Source organism: Rhizobium sp. YTUHZ045 (assembly GCF_051124255.1).
Lineage (GTDB): Bacteria > Pseudomonadota > Alphaproteobacteria > Rhizobiales > Rhizobiaceae > Rhizobium.
Genome location: NZ_CP101432.1, coordinates 3188311 through 3204886, shown reverse-complemented (window position 1 = coordinate 3204886; position 16576 = coordinate 3188311). Strand labels below are relative to the sequence as shown.

At 60.4% G+C, this 16576-nt stretch carries 18 protein-coding genes; 9 read left to right on the top strand and 9 right to left on the bottom strand.

The genetic code is table 11. The annotated features are described in order from the left end of the window. Positions 1 to 21 precede the first annotated feature (21 nt). Positions 22 to 2508: a hypothetical protein gene (locus tag NMA58_RS16020; RefSeq protein WP_434711176.1), complete on the top strand. Its 2487-nt coding sequence runs from the start codon at positions 22 to 24 to the stop codon at positions 2506 to 2508. 297 nt (positions 2509 to 2805) lie between these two features. On the opposite strand, the gene rpoH is transcribed toward NMA58_RS16020, so the two are convergent. Next, the gene (rpoH, locus tag NMA58_RS16015) at positions 2806 to 3714 is read right to left on the bottom strand and encodes an RNA polymerase sigma factor RpoH (RefSeq protein ID WP_085779205.1); all 909 of its coding nucleotides are present in this window, start codon (positions 3712 to 3714) and stop codon (positions 2806 to 2808) included. Between the two features lie 189 nt (positions 3715 to 3903). Next, positions 3904 to 4929, bottom strand: a complete 1026-nt coding sequence (locus NMA58_RS16010) for an RluA family pseudouridine synthase (protein WP_434711174.1) — start codon at positions 4927 to 4929, stop codon at positions 3904 to 3906. A gap of 41 nt (positions 4930 to 4970) precedes the next feature. Between NMA58_RS16010 and NMA58_RS16005 the strand changes: the two genes are divergently transcribed. Together NMA58_RS16005 and NMA58_RS16000 are read left to right on the top strand one after the other, a co-directional pair. After that, positions 4971 to 5354: a hypothetical protein gene (locus tag NMA58_RS16005; protein WP_434711172.1), complete on the top strand. Its 384-nt coding sequence runs from the start codon at positions 4971 to 4973 to the stop codon at positions 5352 to 5354. A gap of 6 nt (positions 5355 to 5360) precedes the next feature. Continuing rightward, a complete protein-coding gene (locus tag NMA58_RS16000; RefSeq protein ID WP_434711170.1) occupies positions 5361 to 6182 on the top strand; it encodes a TrmH family RNA methyltransferase in 822 nt (273 codons plus the stop codon). A 3-nt stretch (positions 6183 to 6185) separates the two neighbouring features. Here NMA58_RS16000 and NMA58_RS15995 read toward each other — a convergent pair whose 3' ends face one another. Both NMA58_RS15995 and NMA58_RS15990 read right to left on the bottom strand, forming a co-directional pair. After that, positions 6186 to 7346 (bottom strand): hypothetical protein, encoded by a 1161-nt coding sequence (locus NMA58_RS15995; RefSeq protein WP_434711169.1) that lies wholly within the window; start codon positions 7344 to 7346, stop codon positions 6186 to 6188. 116 nt (positions 7347 to 7462) lie between these two features. Beyond that, positions 7463 to 8050: a DUF1134 domain-containing protein gene (locus tag NMA58_RS15990; protein WP_434711167.1), complete on the bottom strand. Its 588-nt coding sequence runs from the start codon at positions 8048 to 8050 to the stop codon at positions 7463 to 7465. A 194-nt stretch (positions 8051 to 8244) separates the two neighbouring features. On the opposite strand from NMA58_RS15990, the gene chpT reads away from it, so the two are divergent. Both chpT and NMA58_RS15980 read left to right on the top strand, forming a co-directional pair. Beyond that, positions 8245 to 8892 carry a histidine phosphotransferase ChpT gene (gene chpT, locus NMA58_RS15985; RefSeq protein WP_085780171.1) on the top strand — a complete coding sequence of 216 codons (648 nt, stop codon included), beginning with the start codon at positions 8245 to 8247 and terminating at the stop codon, positions 8890 to 8892. 118 nt (positions 8893 to 9010) lie between these two features. Continuing rightward, positions 9011 to 9373 carry a response regulator gene (locus tag NMA58_RS15980; protein WP_011426567.1) on the top strand — a complete coding sequence of 121 codons (363 nt, stop codon included), beginning with the start codon at positions 9011 to 9013 and terminating at the stop codon, positions 9371 to 9373. 214 nt (positions 9374 to 9587) lie between these two features. Here the strand turns inward: NMA58_RS15980 and ctrA are convergent, their stop codons facing one another. After that, positions 9588 to 10289 carry a response regulator transcription factor CtrA gene (gene ctrA / locus NMA58_RS15975; protein ID WP_007533606.1) on the bottom strand — a complete coding sequence of 234 codons (702 nt, stop codon included), beginning with the start codon at positions 10287 to 10289 and terminating at the stop codon, positions 9588 to 9590. A gap of 437 nt (positions 10290 to 10726) precedes the next feature. Between ctrA and NMA58_RS15970 the strand changes: the two genes are divergently transcribed. Next, positions 10727 to 11080, top strand: a complete 354-nt coding sequence (locus NMA58_RS15970) for a flagellar export protein FliJ (RefSeq protein ID WP_085779199.1) — start codon at positions 10727 to 10729, stop codon at positions 11078 to 11080. 156 nt (positions 11081 to 11236) lie between these two features. Here NMA58_RS15970 and NMA58_RS15965 read toward each other — a convergent pair whose 3' ends face one another. Beyond that, on the bottom strand, positions 11237 to 11515 hold the full coding sequence (locus NMA58_RS15965; protein WP_183699090.1) for a GNAT family N-acetyltransferase: 279 nt from the start codon (positions 11513 to 11515) through the stop codon (positions 11237 to 11239). Between the two features lie 135 nt (positions 11516 to 11650). Here NMA58_RS15965 and NMA58_RS15960 point away from each other — a divergent pair, with 135 nt between their 5' ends. Further along, entirely contained in the window at positions 11651 to 12118 is a 468-nt protein-coding gene (locus NMA58_RS15960; protein WP_430958573.1) for a paraquat-inducible protein A, read from the top strand. A 21-nt stretch (positions 12119 to 12139) separates the two neighbouring features. On the opposite strand, the gene NMA58_RS15955 is transcribed toward NMA58_RS15960, so the two are convergent. Continuing rightward, positions 12140 to 12415: a DUF1153 domain-containing protein gene (locus NMA58_RS15955; RefSeq protein WP_007533628.1), complete on the bottom strand. Its 276-nt coding sequence runs from the start codon at positions 12413 to 12415 to the stop codon at positions 12140 to 12142. 105 nt (positions 12416 to 12520) lie between these two features. Between NMA58_RS15955 and NMA58_RS15950 the strand changes: the two genes are divergently transcribed. Continuing rightward, positions 12521 to 12829: a hypothetical protein gene (locus NMA58_RS15950; protein WP_434711157.1), complete on the top strand. Its 309-nt coding sequence runs from the start codon at positions 12521 to 12523 to the stop codon at positions 12827 to 12829. 237 nt (positions 12830 to 13066) lie between these two features. On the opposite strand, the gene NMA58_RS15945 is transcribed toward NMA58_RS15950, so the two are convergent. Both NMA58_RS15945 and cysQ read right to left on the bottom strand, forming a co-directional pair. Continuing rightward, entirely contained in the window at positions 13067 to 13792 is a 726-nt protein-coding gene (locus NMA58_RS15945) for a sugar transferase (RefSeq protein WP_085779195.1), read from the bottom strand. A gap of 548 nt (positions 13793 to 14340) precedes the next feature. After that, entirely contained in the window at positions 14341 to 15138 is a 798-nt protein-coding gene (cysQ, locus tag NMA58_RS15940) for a 3'(2'),5'-bisphosphate nucleotidase CysQ (protein WP_285194278.1), read from the bottom strand. Positions 15139 to 15672: 534 nt separating this feature from the next. Between cysQ and NMA58_RS15935 the strand changes: the two genes are divergently transcribed. After that, positions 15673 to 16575 (top strand): branched-chain amino acid ABC transporter permease, encoded by a 903-nt coding sequence (locus NMA58_RS15935; RefSeq protein WP_064811172.1) that lies wholly within the window; start codon positions 15673 to 15675, stop codon positions 16573 to 16575. The last annotated feature ends 1 nt before the right edge of the window (position 16576 follow it).

Below are 16576 nucleotides of genomic sequence, written 5' to 3'. Positions count from 1 at the left end.
GGACTTCTTGAGAAAGTAAGAATGGCGGATTTTATTGCAGTTATTCGGCGGGCCGTCGACGGCTTGGCTGAAAACACCCCCGAGATGCGGGTGAAAGTCTACGAACGTGCTCGCGGTGCAGTGCAGCGGCAGCTCGAGAACATGAAGCCGCGTCCGCCGGAAGCCATGCTGCAACGCCAGCTCGAAAAGCTCGAGGCCGCCATCCGCGAAGTGGAGGCTGAACACTCCGAAGCGCTGCCCCTCGAGGAGACGGTCGGCGCCGGTGCTGCGCCGGAAACCTTGGAAGAACAAGCGGTTCCTGACGAAAGCACCTTGCCGCCTGCGCCCCAGACCGCTGTCGGCGAGCCGGCCGGTGAAGCCGATGTGGAACCGGCGGCGGCCGACGCCGCCCATGAGCCGGATCACCATGAAGCTGACACACGGCAGGAAACTGAGGAAGAGGTCGCGGCCGAGGAGCCGCTTTCCGCGGAAGCTGAGGCCGCACAAACACCTGTTTCCGCTGAGACAGCTGCACCCGCCGAGACCTATTGGCATCCCTCGCATGAGGAAGAGGCTCCGGCCGAGGAATGGCATGCCGGCGAGGCGCGTGACGTCGCCGCCGAAGAAATGCAGCCGGAACATCACGGCTTCGAAACGCCAGCTGCCGATCATTCCTACGAGGAAGCCGACGAGCATCGTGCCGATGAAGAGCATCCCGTGGAGGCCGAGGAGATCGCGGCCGAACCGGCGATGGCGGAAAGCCATGAGCCCAAGGCCGAGGCCGCTTACGAGCCCATCGAGTCGTTTCAGCCGATCACACGCGGCCTAGAGCATGCATCCAACCGGCTCGTGGAGCCGGTTGCCGATTTCAATCGTGCCCAGGAATTCGTCGAACATAGCCGCGAGCAGCCGCTGCAGGCGGATGCTGCGGGACATTTCGATCCAGTCTGGGCCGAGCCTGCCGTCGAGACGCCGGCTCCGGCGCCCAAGGATGCGGAGACCGAATGGGCCGAAGAGGAGCTCCGCCAATATTCGGAAACGGCGCCAGTTACCGCCGACGCTTCGGCGCGTGCCTTCGAAGACGTGATATCGAGCCTCGAAAAAATGGCGCCCGCCGCTGTCATGCCGGCCGCCAAGGAAGCTTTCTCCTGGGAGAAGGCTGCCTTCGACGACCTGCCGCCGCTCGAGGCGGGCACCGACAAGAAGACGCCGGTGTCCTCGCATTTCGACGACGTTGATATCTTTGCGGAGGTGCACGACGGCAAGCCTACACCTCCCGCCGGCGCGCCGAGCGAGGCATGGCGCGAAGCGAAGGCGCTGCGGGGCTATGACCGCCGCGGCCCGATCGCCACTGACGATGACGACGCCAACCCGGCGATGGATATCGATCAGATCGTCGCCTCAAAGCTGCAGGGCAAGAATTTCCGCATGGAACCGAAGCGCCGCCGCTTCGGCATCGGCACGATAATTACTCTTCTCTTTGCGCTTATCCTGATCGGTGGCGGCGCCTATGCCGGCTGGGTGAACAGAGAAGCGCTGGTGGCGATGGTCGATGGGCTTGTCAGTTCGGCACCGTCGCAGGCGACGAGGAACGAGGCTGCAACCACGCCGGCGGGGTCCGAGATGCCGGCTCAGCCCGCGCCGACGCCAGCCCAGCCAGCCGCACCGGAAGCACAGAATACGCCGCCGGCGCCGGCACAGCCTAACCAGCAAGTAGCGTCCTTGAACAATGACGGCGCGGCGGCCAATTCCAAATTCACGCAACGACTGCTTTCCGACGGGACCGAAGTCGACAGCGGCCCGGCGACGGTGCCGGGAACGCCGACGGCTGAAGGAAAATCGGTGGCCGAGCAGAACGTCGCGGCGGCGGATACGCCGGCGGCCAGTGCGCAAGGCGATGCGGCCCCGCCCGAAACGCTGACGCCCAACGGTCCTGCGGCATCGCCGCAGCAGGCTGCGCCGGTTGGTTCGTCGGAAAAAATGTTCCTCTATGAGGAGCGTATCGGCCAGAGCTCGCCGACGGCGATCGAGGGAACGGTCGTCTGGACCGTCCAGCACGAGGCTGGCCAGGACGGCCGGCAGGAGGCGACGGTACAAGGCAATGTCACCGTTCCCGAGCGCAACCTCTCGGCTCTCGTCACCTTCAAGCGCAATTCCGATCCGTCGCTTCCGGCGAGCCATCTCGTCGAGATCGTCTTTTCGGTGCCGCCCAACTTTGAAGGCGGCAGCATCGAAAGCGTCCAGCGCATCTCGATGAAGCGCACCGAGCAGGATCGCGGCGACGCGCTGATCGCGGTTCCGGCCAAGATCACGGATGATTTTCACATGATCGCGCTCAACGACTATCCCGATGCGCGCAAGGCCAATCTCGATCTGCTGTCGACCCGCAACTGGATCGATATTCCGATCACCTACCGCAACGGCCGCCGTGCGCTGCTGACGATGGAAAAGGGTGGTACGGGAACGGATGCCTTCAATACAGCCATCAAGGAGTGGACTGCACTCGGGGATGTCTCGACGAGCCAGTGAGTGGGTCTCGGTGCGTTGTGCCACCGGCCCCCTCATCCGCCTGCCGGCACCTCCCCGAGGGGGAGAAGGGAATCGTGGCAGCGTCCTGTCTTTCTTAAAGCATTCCTTTTGGATATGAGGGCGAGCAGCTTGCTTCTCCTCTTCTCCCCAGGGGGAGAAGGTGGCCCGAAGGCTCGGATGAGGGGGCTGCACGGCACGCCCTTCCACGTCCTTCCTGCCGGCATCGCCCGCCCACAAAACAAAAACGCCACCTCCCGCATCCGGAAGGTGGCGTTTCCAACTGTCAGTTCAGTTCTATCAGGCCGTGGCTTCGACGACGCGAATGGCCTTGGCGCGTTCCAGGGCTTCCTTGCGGACAGCATCCTGCACCTTTTCAAAGGCGCGGACTTCGATCTGGCGGACGCGTTCGCGGCTGATGTCGAACTCGGCCGAGAGATCCTCCAGCGTCACCGGATCCTCGGCAAGGCGGCGAGCCTCGAAGATGCGGCGCTCGCGTTCGTTCAGAACACTCATCGCTTTCGCCAGCATGCGCCGGCGGGTTTCGAGCTCATCCTGTTCGATCAGCACGTCTTCCTGGCTGTCGTGGTCGTCCACAAGCCAATCCTGCCATTGACCGCTGTCGCCTTCGGCCGCCTTGATCGGCGCGTTCAGCGAAGCGTCGCCGGAGAGACGGCGGTTCATCGAGATGACCTCCTCCTCCGAGACGTTCAGCTTGGTGGCGATTTCCGAGACGTGCTCCGGCTTCAGGTCGCCGTCGTCGATCGCCTGGATGCGGCCCTTCAGCCGGCGCAGGTTGAAGAACAGGCGCTTCTGGTTGGCCGTCGTGCCCATCTTCACCAGCGACCACGACCGCAGGATATATTCCTGGATCGAGGCCTTGATCCACCACATGGCGTAGGTGGCGAGGCGGAAGCCGCGTTCGGGATCGAATTTCTTGACGGCCTGCATCAGACCGACATTGCCTTCGGAGACGACTTCGCCGATCGGCAGGCCGTAGCCGCGATAGCCCATCGCGATCTTCGCGACGAGGCGAAGATGGCTGGTGACGAGCTTATGGGCAGCGTCGCGGTCGCCATGCTCGGCATAACGCTTGGCCAGCATATATTCCTGCTGCGGCTCCAGCATGGGGAACTTGCGGATTTCGTCGAGATAGCGGTTGAGACCGGCTTCGCCGGCGGTAATGGACGGCAAGGTATTTCGGGCCATATTGCACCCTCCTAAAGTGAATTCCGGTTCCCGATGGAAACGCGCCCCCGCGTTAAAAGGCGAACCGGGACGTGCGGCTTTTGTTCCAAGCCCGCACTAAGTCTATATACAGATAAGTATGGCGAAACGGCGGTTCAAGGTGCTGCTCACGCAGGTGTGAGGCGGCGAGAGAGGTATCCCGGGCCGCCTTTATCGTCGCAAAGCTGCGACCAGTTTCATCATATCATCCGGCAGCGGCACTTCGAAATGCATGAGTTCGCCGGTGCGGGGATGCTCGAATTGCAGCATGAAGGCATGCAGTGCCTGACGGCCGAAACCGTTGACGATCTTGCGGATTTCTTCGGGCAGAAGATTGGCCTTGGTCCTGAAGCCGGCGCCATAAACGGTGTCGCCAACGAGCGGATGACCGATATGGGCCATATGCACGCGGATCTGATGGGTGCGACCGGTTTCCAAGTGGCACTCGACCAGCGAAGCGAGCGCGGTCGCGTCAGGGTTTTCCTGGAAGCGCTCGATTACTTCGTAGTGGGTGATCGCCGCGTCCGCATCCTGGCTGTCGGGGCGCTTGACGGCCCGGCGGGTGCGGTCGCCGGTGGCGCGGCCGAGAGGCGCATCGATTGTTCCCGACAGAGTGCGGGGACGGCCCCAGACGACTGCCCGATAGGCCCGCTCCAGCGGCATGGTGCGGCCGTGGTCGGCAAATTGAAGCGAGAGGTGGCGATGGGCGACGTCGTTCTTGGCGACGACCATGACGCCTGTCGTGTCCTTGTCGAGACGATGGACAATGCCGGGACGGCGCACGCCGCCGATGCCTGAGAGCGTATGGCCGCAATGATGGATCAGCGCGTTGACCAGCGTTCCTGTCCAGTTACCGGAGCCGGGATGGACGACCAGACCCGCCGGTTTCGATATGACGATAAGGTCATCGTCCTCATGCAGGATGTCGAGCGGGATATCTTCGCCCTTTGGGGTCGGGTCCTCCGGCTCGGGCAGGGTGATCTCGAAACTGTCGCCGACGCGCACCTTGCGCTGCGGATCGGTAACCTGCTCGCCTCTCAAAGAAACCAGTCCCTCCTTGATCAGCGCCTTGATGCGGCTACGGGAAAAATCCTCACCGACCTGCGCCGTCAGCCAGGCGTCGAGCCGGCCTTCGGCGGTTTCATCGGCGGTCAGGACTTTTCTAATGCCGGCTGCTTGTTTAAAGGGGTCGCTCAAGACGCTTCTTCTCCGACGTATTTTTAGAACGGAACGCACAGATGACAGCAATCGAGCCAGACGACCAGGAAGAGAAGCCCCTTGATCCGGCGATGGAAAGTGTCCGGCGCAAGATGGTCCGCCTGCAGATTGTTTCCGGCGCCATCATGTTCGTCAGCCTTATGGCGGTCTTCGGCGCTGTTGTCTACAAGACGATGCGCGAGCCCAAGGAGACCGCGTCCACTGCCGCAGCCTCCGGCGTGCCTGCGGATGCACCGCTTGCGGCGAGCCTCTCCCTGCCTATCGGGTTCAAGGTGCAGTCCACCTCGTTTTCGGCGGGACAGATGCTGTTCTATGGAGAAACGGTTGAAGGCACGAGGAAGGCGCTGGTATTCGATCTGAGGACCGGCCGCACGGTCGCCGACGTCACCGTCGGGGGAAATTGAGGCGGGATGGTCGCCCCGATCGTCATCGACAGCGCCAACGATCCACGCATCGCCGAGTTTCGCGATATAAGAGAGCGTGACCTGACGGGCCGGGAAAACCGCTTTATCGCCGAAGGCACTGTCGTGCTGCGCATGCTCGCCGAGGCGCATGCGGCACGTCGCGGCTTCTCGGCCGAGAAAATCCTGCTGCTGCGCAATCGCGTCGACGGCTTGCAATCCATCCTGGAACGGTTTCCGGCTAGTGTGCCGGTTTATGTCGCCGAGGCCGAAGTGCTCGATGGTGTCGTCGGCTTTCATCTGCATCGCGGCGTTCTCGCCCTTGGAAAGCGAGAGGACCGCGGCGAGGCGGCACTTCTCGACGCATTGCCGGAACGGGCGCTGGTGCTGGTCGGCTGCGGCATTTCCAACCACGACAATGCCGGCTCGATGTTTCGCAATGCTGCTGCCTTCCGGGCGGATGCCGTGTTGCTCGACGAAACCTGCTGCGATCCGCTCTATCGCAAGGCGTTACGTGTGTCGGTCGGCTCGGTGCTTAGCGTTCCGCACCGGCGCGGCGGCAAGGCGCTGGACCTGCTCCTGACGCTTGCCCAACGGGGCTTTGCCATCTGGACGCTTTCGCCGCACGGAAAGACCGACATCCGCGCCATTCCCGCTGCGGCACGCATGGCGCTCGTCATCGGCACCGAAGGGGAGGGCTTGCCGGAGGCGCTGCTGGCGCGTTTTCAGAGCGCGCGCATCCCCCAATCAGACGAGCTCGATAGTCTCAACGCGGCAACTGCGACAGGGATCGCATTGTTTTCCATGGCCTCCGCCATGGGGCGGCTATGAGCTTTAACGCAGCGGATTGGCGATGATGGCGGCCGCCCTGTCTGCAAGACTGACGCGATCGCTCGGATTTTTGTTGCCGGCATCCGGCAGTAGCGCGCGGATCGGCGACGAAGGGCCTTCGTTGAGTGCGGTCAGCGCCACCATGTTGGCGGCGATCGAGGCGATCTCCTCGCGGATCGCGCCATCGCGTCCGGTGACGGACTTTGCCTTCTGCAAGCGTTCGGCAAGGGCGGCGCTGCGCTTGCGGACATCCTCGCCTATCTCAGCCGTCACAGCGGCCATGTCGAGCACGGATGCGGTCGTGTCTTCGACTGTCAGTTCCGTCGGTAGTTCTGCCGCTATCTTGGCCAGGCCGGCATCGCGCAGGATTCGGTTGATCTTGCGGATCTCGGCATTGGCGGCTTTCAACTGCTCCTTCAACTTGGCGATCTCCTGCTGACGGCGGGCGAGCTGCGTTTCCTTCTCGGAGGCGGAAGCACTTTCGCGCGCAGCCTTATCCTCCAGGCGGATCACCAAATGCTGCTGCTGCGTGAGTTTCTGCTCGACATCCCTAGCCCGCTTCTGCAGCAGGTTGGCGTCCTGGCGCAAGGTGTCGCGTTCGTCGCGCAACGCGTTGGCGCGGAATTTCAGGCTTTCCGCTTCGGTCTCACGCGCGGCGAGATCGATTCTCAGCCCGTCGGCCTGTTCGCTGAGTTTGCTCAGCCGCGTCCGCATTGCCGTCAGTTCGGCCTCCTTGTTGGCGGCGGATTGTTCGGCAATATGCAGATTGGTCTTCAGCTGGCTGATATAGTTTTCATCCTTACGCAGGCGCGAGCGCTGCTCGGCCGCCTCGACGTGCATCTCGCCGATCTGGGCCTGCAATTCGCCAATCTCGGCGGCGAGCCTGCCGGCATCGACGGCGAGCGCATCGTGGCGCAGCTGGAGAGACAGGGATTTCTCGCGCTCACGCAGAAGGTCCTGGGTGGTGCGGGCATTTTCGGCGGCATGAAGCGCGCGCACCATATCCTTCTGGGCGCGAACCTCCTGCGGGCTCAGGGGCATTGTCGCCTTCAGGCGGTTCTCGGTATACCAGACAATGCGGCGGTGAACGGCCGGCGAAACCAGAAAGACGAGGAAGGCCGCGGTCAGGAAGCCCAATCCGAACAAGAGAGCGTATTCGATCACGGCGCGGCCATCGGTTCGACAGTTAATGCGGGGTCAGCCGCGATGATTAAAGAGACATGGCGCGCATGGCAAGGCCGCCGATGCGGCGGCGGCCGATTCCTGCCGCTTTTAAGGTCTCAGAAGGGGTTCCAGGTCGGCGCTTGGGTGATCTTGAGATAACCCACATTGACCCCGAGGCGGGCGCCGACGCCGGTGCGGATCGGCACAACCAGCACGTCATTGTTTTTCAGCACCGTCATGCCGAAGCCGGCGATCACATAGGCCGAACCGCTGACGCCGCCGAAGCGGGCATAGATGCCGTCGATGGAGGGCAGGTCGTAAACCAGCATCATGACGCGCGAACCCTGGCCGCCGTAATCGATGCCGAGAGACGGGCCCTGCCAGTAGAGCGGATGCTCGCCGGCGTTCTTGGTGTTGAGTTGGCCCTCGCCGTAGGTGAGACCGGCGATGAAGGCGCCGCCGCCTTCCTGCCCGAGAATATAACCGTTCGGCAGGCCGTATTTCTGGAAGGCGCTCTCGACCACCTTGGCAAGGCCGCCACTGGCGGAGCCGAAGAAGGAGTGGCCGGTATCGATGATTTCCTGCATCGTATACTGCCCGTTGTTCTGGGCGGCGGCCGGCGCGGCAATCACCAGCGAGGAGAAGACGAGGGCCGAAAGCAACCTGCAGAAGCCAATGAATCGGTGCGGAAATCGAGGGCGCATGATGTCATCCGTTCGTCGTTTGGCTGGAGCGGGCACCCGCTCGCGTCGATTGCTGCATTTTGCGCCGATGATCTTAACAATCGGTTTACCAAATATGGTGTCATTATGGCACCGAATACGATCGCAAACTTCGCGCAATTTTGATGAAGCATATTTGCGGGCGCGATGAGATTGCCGCCTTTCAGGAGACGATGATGTCCAAGAACCCGAACCTCACCCTGTCCGGCCCGGATCTGGCCGCGCTTCTCTGCAGCCGCGTTTGCCACGACGTCATCTCGCCCGTCGGCGCGATCAACAACGGCCTGGAACTCTTGGATGAAGGCGGAGCTGATTCCGATGCAATGGATCTGATCCGCACCAGTGCGCTCAACGCCTCGGTCCGTTTGAAATTCGCGCGCCTCGCCTTCGGCGCCTCCGGTTCCGTCGGCGCCTCGATCGATACCGGCGAGGCCGAGCGGGCCGCGAAGGATTTTGCACTCGCCGAGAAGAAGACTGAGGTGATCTGGAATGGACCGCGTGCCATCGTCGCCAAGAACCGCGTCAAGCTGCTGCTCAACCTCTTCCTCGTCGCCTATTCGGCGATTCCGCGCGGCGGGGTGCTCGAGGTAACGCTCGAAAATCCCGAATTCGACGCCAAGTTCACGCTGACGGCGAAAGGCAAGTTGATGCGTCTGCCGCCGAAATTCGTCGAGATATCGACGGGCACGATCGAGGAAGCGATCGACGCCCATTCGATCCAGCCGTACTACGCCGTGCTTCTGGCCGAGGAGTGCGGAATGACGCTTGACCACAGCGCAAGCCCGGACGAACTGGTGTTTACGGCGACGGTTGCTGCGGTCTGATTTTCGGGTGCAGCAGCATGCTCTCGCCCGTCTGGTAACGATTCCTTAGCCTGATAGACCTATTCTCTTAGGTTGTGGAAGACCCCTCGTTACGACGAATGCGGGGAAAGGAGTAGTCATGCAAAGGTTCATGATCACCGATAATTCGGATATTGTCCGTAAGGTCGGCAAGCGCATTCTCTCCGAACTCGACTTTCTCGTCAGCGAGGCCTCCAATGCCGCCGAGGCGCTGCAGCGCTGCCAGACAGAGTTGCCGGAATACCTGATCGTCGATTCCGGCATGGAAGGTGCGCTCGATCTCATCGCGGCCATCCGCGCCATGGACGGCGGCAAAGAGGTCAAGATCTATTACTGCGTCATTGAGGCGGATCTGAAGAAGCTGATGGCGGGTAAACGAGCCGGCGCCACCGATTTCCTGCTGAAGCCGTTCGATCGTAAGATCCTAACCGCGGTTTTCGGAAACCGCGCGATTGCTGCCTGACAGCAGCTTTTTTCTGGCCGCATCGGCCGTCCCTGAGCATAGTGCCGAAAGCGCCGCCGGGCTCCGGCTGACGCTGCGCTTTTCCTTGACCGGATATCAGCCTGTTCGGTCAGATCAGGCGGATACCTTCAACGCGGCGGCAGCGCCGGCGGTACAAACGAAAAATCCCGCCGAAAGGGCGGGACTTCGTCATCCGACAAGGGGGATCGGAAGATCAAGCGGTTTCCGCATATTCGGTGCCATCCGGCTCGCGAAGAACGTAACCACGGCCCCAGACGGTTTCGATGTAGTTGGCGCCGCCGGCGGCGTTGGCGAGCTTCTTGCGCAGCTTGCAGATGAAGACGTCGATGATCTTCAGTTCCGGCTCGTCCATACCGCCGTAAAGGTGGTTCAGGAACATTTCCTTGGTGAGCGTGGTGCCCTTGCGAAGCGACAGCAGCTCCAGCATCTGATATTCCTTGCCCGTCAGGTGGACGCGCTGGCCGCCGACTTCGACGGTCTTGGCGTCAAGATTGACGATCAACTCGCCGGTCATGATGACCGACTGGGCGTGACCCTTGGAGCGGCGAACGATAGCGTGGATGCGGGCGACCAGTTCGTCCTTGTGGAACGGCTTGGTCATGTAGTCGTCGGCGCCGAAGCCGAGGCCGCGAACCTTGTCTTCGATGCCTGCCATGCCCGACAGAATGAGGATCGGTGTCTTGACCTTGGAAAGCCGGAGAGTGCGGAGCACTTCATATCCGGACATGTCGGGCAGGTTCAGGTCGAGAAGGATGATGTCGTAATCATACAGCTTGCCCAGATCGACGCCTTCTTCACCGAGATCGGTGGTGTAAACATTAAAACTCTCTGATTTGAGCATCAATTCGATGCTCTGCGCCGTAGCGCTGTCATCCTCGATGAGAAGTACCCGCATAATTATCCCCTTTACCGCCGCCGAAAGGTGGTCTGGCCCCCTACACGCTACCCGAACAAGCTAGGTGATTTGGAGGCTGCCACGAAATGGTTAACAAATTCTAATTCACTCTGGCAAGGAGTATCGAATTTATTAAATAATTTTTCCATTTCTCTGTTTTCCAATAGGAATCTCAAAAAGGCGTTCCTCAACGTTAACATTAGGAAACAGCGCTAAGTGATTCATCCGACTCGCCAATGAAAAGGTTCGAACTTCATGCCGTGGCATTTACCGACCCTTAAATCATCGGGCCTATCATTAACGATGCCCGTAAACGAAAGGTTACCAGCGGTAGGTTTTTGTTAATATCGCAGGAAATTTTTTAGCAAACCGTGTCAAAGCGGCGCGCAGGGCGGTTTCAAGTTGAGCCGGGGTCTCGCATCACGGGAGTAATGCGTATGAAGTCGCGAGAAAGTCTCGTTCGCCTGAAAGAGTTTCAGGTGAACGAAAAACGACGTCAATTGCAGCAATTGCAGATGATGATGTCCGAATTCGAACGGATGACGAAGGATCTGGAGAGCCAGATCGTCGTCGAGGAAAAGAAGTCCGGTATATCCGACCCGAATCACTTTGCTTATCCGACCTTCGCCAAGGCCGCGCGTCAGCGGGCCGACAACCTGCAGGTTTCAATCAAGGAACTGAAGATGCAGGAAGAGGCGCTGGAATTGGCGCTTGAGGAGATGCAGGCGGAATTTGCAAGGGCGACGGCGCTGGAAGAACGTGACAGCGGCGCCCGCGCCGCCAGGGCCTGAGAGAAAATGCGGGCGCCGGCGTCGGCGCCCCGGGAATCGCCAGAGAGAAGCCATGTATGATGGGCGTGCCGTCCGTCATACATGGCTTTTGGTGTTTCCCTTGTTTTGCGTCCGCACGCCGCCGCTCCACGCGACGACCGCTTCAAGCGTCGCGAATCAGTTCACGACATCTTGCCATTCCGGATGACGTTGTGCCTGCGCCTTGAAGAACGGGCAGAGCGGAATGATCTTCCAACCGCCGGCGCGGGCCGCTTCCACCGCGTGAAGCGCCAATGCCTGGCCGACACCCTTGCCACGCAAAGCGTCGGGAACGGCCGTGTGATCGATGATGACGAGCTTCGGCGACGCACGTGAATAGGTCATCTCCGCCTCGTGCCCCTCGACATCCACGGCATAACGGCCGCCGGATGCGCCTTCCTCATTTCGGATATCCATCGTCTTTCCTCGTACACAGATATTTATCGCAGCCGACGGTGACACGGCGGCGCGGTCGTGCCAAGCGAGTGGAACAGTTCCTCAGGGAGACGCAGTGTTCATGAAAAATGTCGGATCGGCGCTAGGTCTTTGGGAATGAGCGCGCTTTCGATCGTCCGCCCTGCTCTTCTCGTAGCAGCGCCGTTCCTCCTGGCGCTCGGTCTGATCTTGCCGCTGGTCCGTTTCGAGACTCTGTACTTCTTCGATCAGACTCCGTCGCTCATCGAAATCGTCGTCTCGCTCTGGCAAGGCGGAGATGGGCTGCTGGCGCTGATCGTCGCGCTGGTCTCGATCGTGCTTCCGTTTCTGAAGATGATCGGGATTGCGGCGGAAGCGACGGCTGCCGGCAGCGGGGCCGGGAGCCTCTTCTATCGTCGCGTCGTGCCGCATCTGTCCAAGTGGTCAATGATGGACGTGCTGCTGGTCGCGATCGTCATTGCTGCGGCGAAGACAACGGGGTTGGCGGATGCCTTCACGCAGCCCGGCCTCTGGTGCTACGCGGCCTCGTCAATGATTTCGGGCCTTCTTCATTCCCTGATGGGAGATGCGTCCGGCCCGAAATAAGTGACGACGAATGGCGCGTGATCAGTGGCGATACTGCTGGATGCGGGTGGTGCGCAGCCCGGCGAGGCCGTGGCTGTTGATCGACGACTGCCAGGAAAGGAATTCTTCGACCGTGAGCGTGTAACGCTCGCAGGCCTCTTCCAAGCTCAACAGGCCACCGCGAACAGCCGCGACAACCTCTGCCTTGCGGCGGATTACCCAGCGCCGCGTATTGGGCGGCGGAAGGTCCGCGATGGTCAGGGGGCTGCCATCGGGGCCGATGACATATTTCACTCGGGGACGTATCATTTCGGTCATTGGACTCTCTACACAACGCAAGACCACGAGCGCCACTCTAGCCTGCCACATTTAAAAATTGCCTAAGCCCAACGTAAGACTTTGATAACAAATTTAGGTGCCGGAGTGGCCGGTGAACGAGCGAAACAAAATCCCGCCGGCTCTCACGAGCACGTCGATCTCTTCTATGGCATCAGACCGGTGACGCCGATGAAGCGTACGGTTCCGCCGATCTTCTGCGAGGATGGATCGATTGCGGGCGGTGCTGCCGATCAGGAAAATTGCCGCCTCGACGCGCTCTTCCAGGTGTCCGGCCTGAACATCCCTTCGCATTGCCCGACACTCACCGGAAGCAAATACATTTTCGCTACTCGGGCGGCGATGTGGGCACGGGAGCACTCTGTGGCAATGCGCTATGGCTGCGTGAGGTTCTAACCGCAATCCGGAAGATGGCTCGCCGGAAACGTCTAGCCGGCGCCAGCTCGAAGAGCTGCGTTGTCAGCGAAACGCACGAGCAGCGATGAGATTACGATCATTCTCGATCTCTCGTCGCACGCGGTCGATGGTTATCTGAAGAGCGCGATGTCCAAGCCATATACGGTCAACCGCACGCAGGAGATCGCCAGAACGGCACCGGCCGCCCTGAGGCAGCCGGCCTTTCTCACAAAAAGCTTAGAAGCCTTTTCCGCCGGTCAGTTCGGATACGACGGTCCCGGCGATAATGCGCATATCCATCAAAATCGAGAAATTCCCAACATAATAAAGATCACAAGCGATGCGGGCGCGCGCCTTGGCGGGACGATCGGTCGGACCGCGCAGGCCACGCATCTGGGCAAGACCGGTCATGCCGGGGCGCATCGCGTGGCGCTGATGATATTCGGGTACGAGCTCTTCATAGAGCATGCCGCCGGCGCGCATGCCGATTGCATGGCAGCGAGGACCGACGACCGACATGTCGCCCAACAGCACGTTCAACAGCTGCGGCAACTCATCGATATTCGTGCGGCGCAGAATAGCGCCGATGCGGGTGATGCGCGGGTCGTTCTTCACCGTCTGGGCAACGCCCGAGACATCGCAAAGATCGGTGCGCATGGAACGGAACTTGTAGACCTTGATGGCCTTGCAGTTCTTACCCCAGCGGGTCTGCTTGAACAGCACCGGTCCCGGGCTGTCGAGCTTGATCAGCAGGGCTATGAGGAGAAGGAAAGGAGCGAGGACGAGGAGGGCGCTCAACGACGAAACTATGTCGAACGCCCGCTTCAGGGCGAGGTCCATCCACGGCGCCTGGGAGGCATCGCTATGGATAACAGGGGTCTGAATCTTCAAGCTCGGCTGCTGGCGGCGGCTCGGGCGGAAGGAATCAGTCGAAATGGTGTTGTTTAATTCCGTGATGCTCAAGGATCGTACTCTGTTGTCTTCGAGGGGCGCGGCGGCAATAGGCGATCAATGGTTTGCCCTGTGACCAGGGCTGCACTCAGGTGTTGGTAACCCTACTAAAACGGAAAAATGCGACAATTGTGTAATGGTGTCCAGAGAAATATCGCATCGCAACAAATCTTTCGCACCTGCGTTAAGTTGAGGCAAGCTCATGATATTTCGTTAAGAATTACAATTTCGTCAAGGTTTCTAGGCCTTTGGCCATGGCTTCCATGGGGCTGTCCTCGTGTTGTTTCGACACGCGACCGACGGTTGGCTGACGGCATTTTTAACGAATTCCGACGTGAATTTTTTTGCCGGATATGTTCGGCCGTTCTCAATCTGTGTCAGAATATGACAAAATCAAGGCCGAATCGACAAGCTCCAAACTGTGAGCGATCGAGAGTTAAGCCGGCCCGGAATCACGCGACCGCCCCGGCCAAATCACTTCCCAGTTTGTGCGAGGGTGTGCTGTGCGATCGAACGCGGTAGGGAATGCCGCGGCAGGCGCAGAACATCATAACGGGCGGTCACGCGGGTTCGAGGACGCGTTTCCTGCCGCCCCAGGAGATGAAGTTGGGGTTGGCAAAGTCGAAATCGGCCGCCGCCCCCGTCTTGCCATAGGTCAGCAGCGCCCCGTCGAGCGTCACTGTCGACCCTCCGGCGGCGCGCAGCACCGCGTCGCCGGCCGCGGTGTCCCACTCCATCGTGCGGGTGAAGCGTGGATAGACGTCGGCCTTGCCTTCCGCCAGCAGGCAGAATTTCAGCGAAGAGCCGATATTGGTGCATTTGGAGATCGCGTGATCGGCGAGGAAGGTTCCTGTCTCCGGACTGTTGTGACGAAGGCTTGCAAGTGCCAGCCGATCGTCCGGCTGCTCGCGCACGGCAATTGCGGTGCGTGCCCCAATGGTGAAGTCCTCGGTGACATCAAGCCTTTCGGCACGGCCGCGTTCTCCCGAGAAGGCGAGCCCGAGCGCCGGCGCGTAGACGATCCCGGCGACCGGGGCGCCGTTCTCGATATAGGCGATGTTGACGGTGAATTCCTGCCGTCCGTCGACGAATTCACGGGTGCCGTCGAGCGGGTCGACGAGGAAGAAGCCCCGGCCGCTGATGTCGGGCACGTTTCCAGCGGCAACCGACTCTTCCGCCACGACGGGTATGTCGGGGTAATCCCTGGAGAGATGGGCGAGGATGATGCGTTCGGCCTCCTCGTCGGCAACCGTAACCGGACTTGCGTCCGCCTTCATGGCGATGGGAAAGCCTTCGCGCAAAACCGCGATGATGGCCTTACCGGCTTCGAGCGCCGCCTTTTCAAATGTGGTCAGCATTGTCCTTTGCCGTTCGCCGCGCCGCGAGCGCCCGCTGTCGCTCGTCGTCAACCATCCCTGTCGCACCAGATATCGATATGGTGGTTCTCGCCGCGCCCCGCACCCCCGATAACGCAGATAGTTGATGCTACCATAAGTTCACGCAGCTGTCAGGCGAGGATGGCGGCATTTGCATGTGAAATACCATTCGCAAAAACTGCGGGCTGAAGGGTTGAATTTGCGCTTTCTTCCAGCCTTGCGGAATAGCTTACGCGGAAAGCGACGCGGGAAATCGAAGGCGCGCTTGCCGGATGGTTAAGCCGGCAGAGGGTTTTGGCTAAAAATGGGTCGGCCTTTGCCGATTTTCTGTGGATTTTGGTTCAAAATGCGCCATTTAGGCCTGTTCGAACAAGAATCTGCTGGAGTAGACCCTTTTTGTCTTCACATTTTCAACGAAACCGGTATGGATGCGGCCTATGAGGTTCCTTGAACGGGGAGCCGAATAACCAAAAAGAGATGCAGCATCTTTGGCTCGCATCCAGGGGAAAACGACATATGGAGTATTTCGTCCAGCAGCTCTTCAATGGGCTGACGCTCGGATCCATCTATGGCCTCGTGGCTATCGGCTATACGATGGTTTATGGCATTATCGGCATGATCAATTTCGCCCATGGCGACATCTTCATGCTCGGTGGTTTCGCCGCTCTTATCGTCTTTCTCGTCCTTACATCCATCTTCGCAGGTCTCCCGGTGGCAATTTTGCTGCTGGCGATGCTTGTCGTTGCGATGCTGATGACGAGCTTGTGGAATTGGACGATCGAGCGTGTTGCCTACCGTCCGCTGCGCGGATCCTTCCGCCTTGCACCGTTGATCACCGCAATCGGCATGTCGATCGTGCTGTCCAACTTCATCCAGGTGACGCAGGGACCGCGCAACAAGCCGATCCCGCCGATGGTGAGCTCGGTTTACCAGTTCGGCAACATCTCGGTGTCGCTGAAGCAGATCATCATCATCCTGATCACGGCGGTGCTGCTGACCGTCTTCTGGTATATCGTCAATCATACCGCGCTTGGCCGCGCCCAGCGCGCCACGGAGCAGGATCGCAAGATGGCGGCGCTGCTCGGGGTCAATGTCGACCAGACGATCTCGATCACTTTCGTCATGGGGGCGGCGCTGGCTGCCGTCGCCGGGACGATGTATCTGATGTATTATGGCGTCGCTTCGTTCGCCGATGGTTTCACGCCGGGTGTGAAGGCATTTACCGCAGCCGTTCTCGGCGGCATCGGCTCGTTGCCGGGCGCCGTTCTCGGCGGGCTGATGATCGGCCTGATCGAATCGCTGTGGTCGGCCTATTTCACCATCGCGTATAAGGATGTGGCGACCTTCGCCATCCTCGCTTTCGTGCTGATCTTCAAGCCGACGGGCATCCTCGGACGGCCGGAAGTCGAGAAGGTATAAC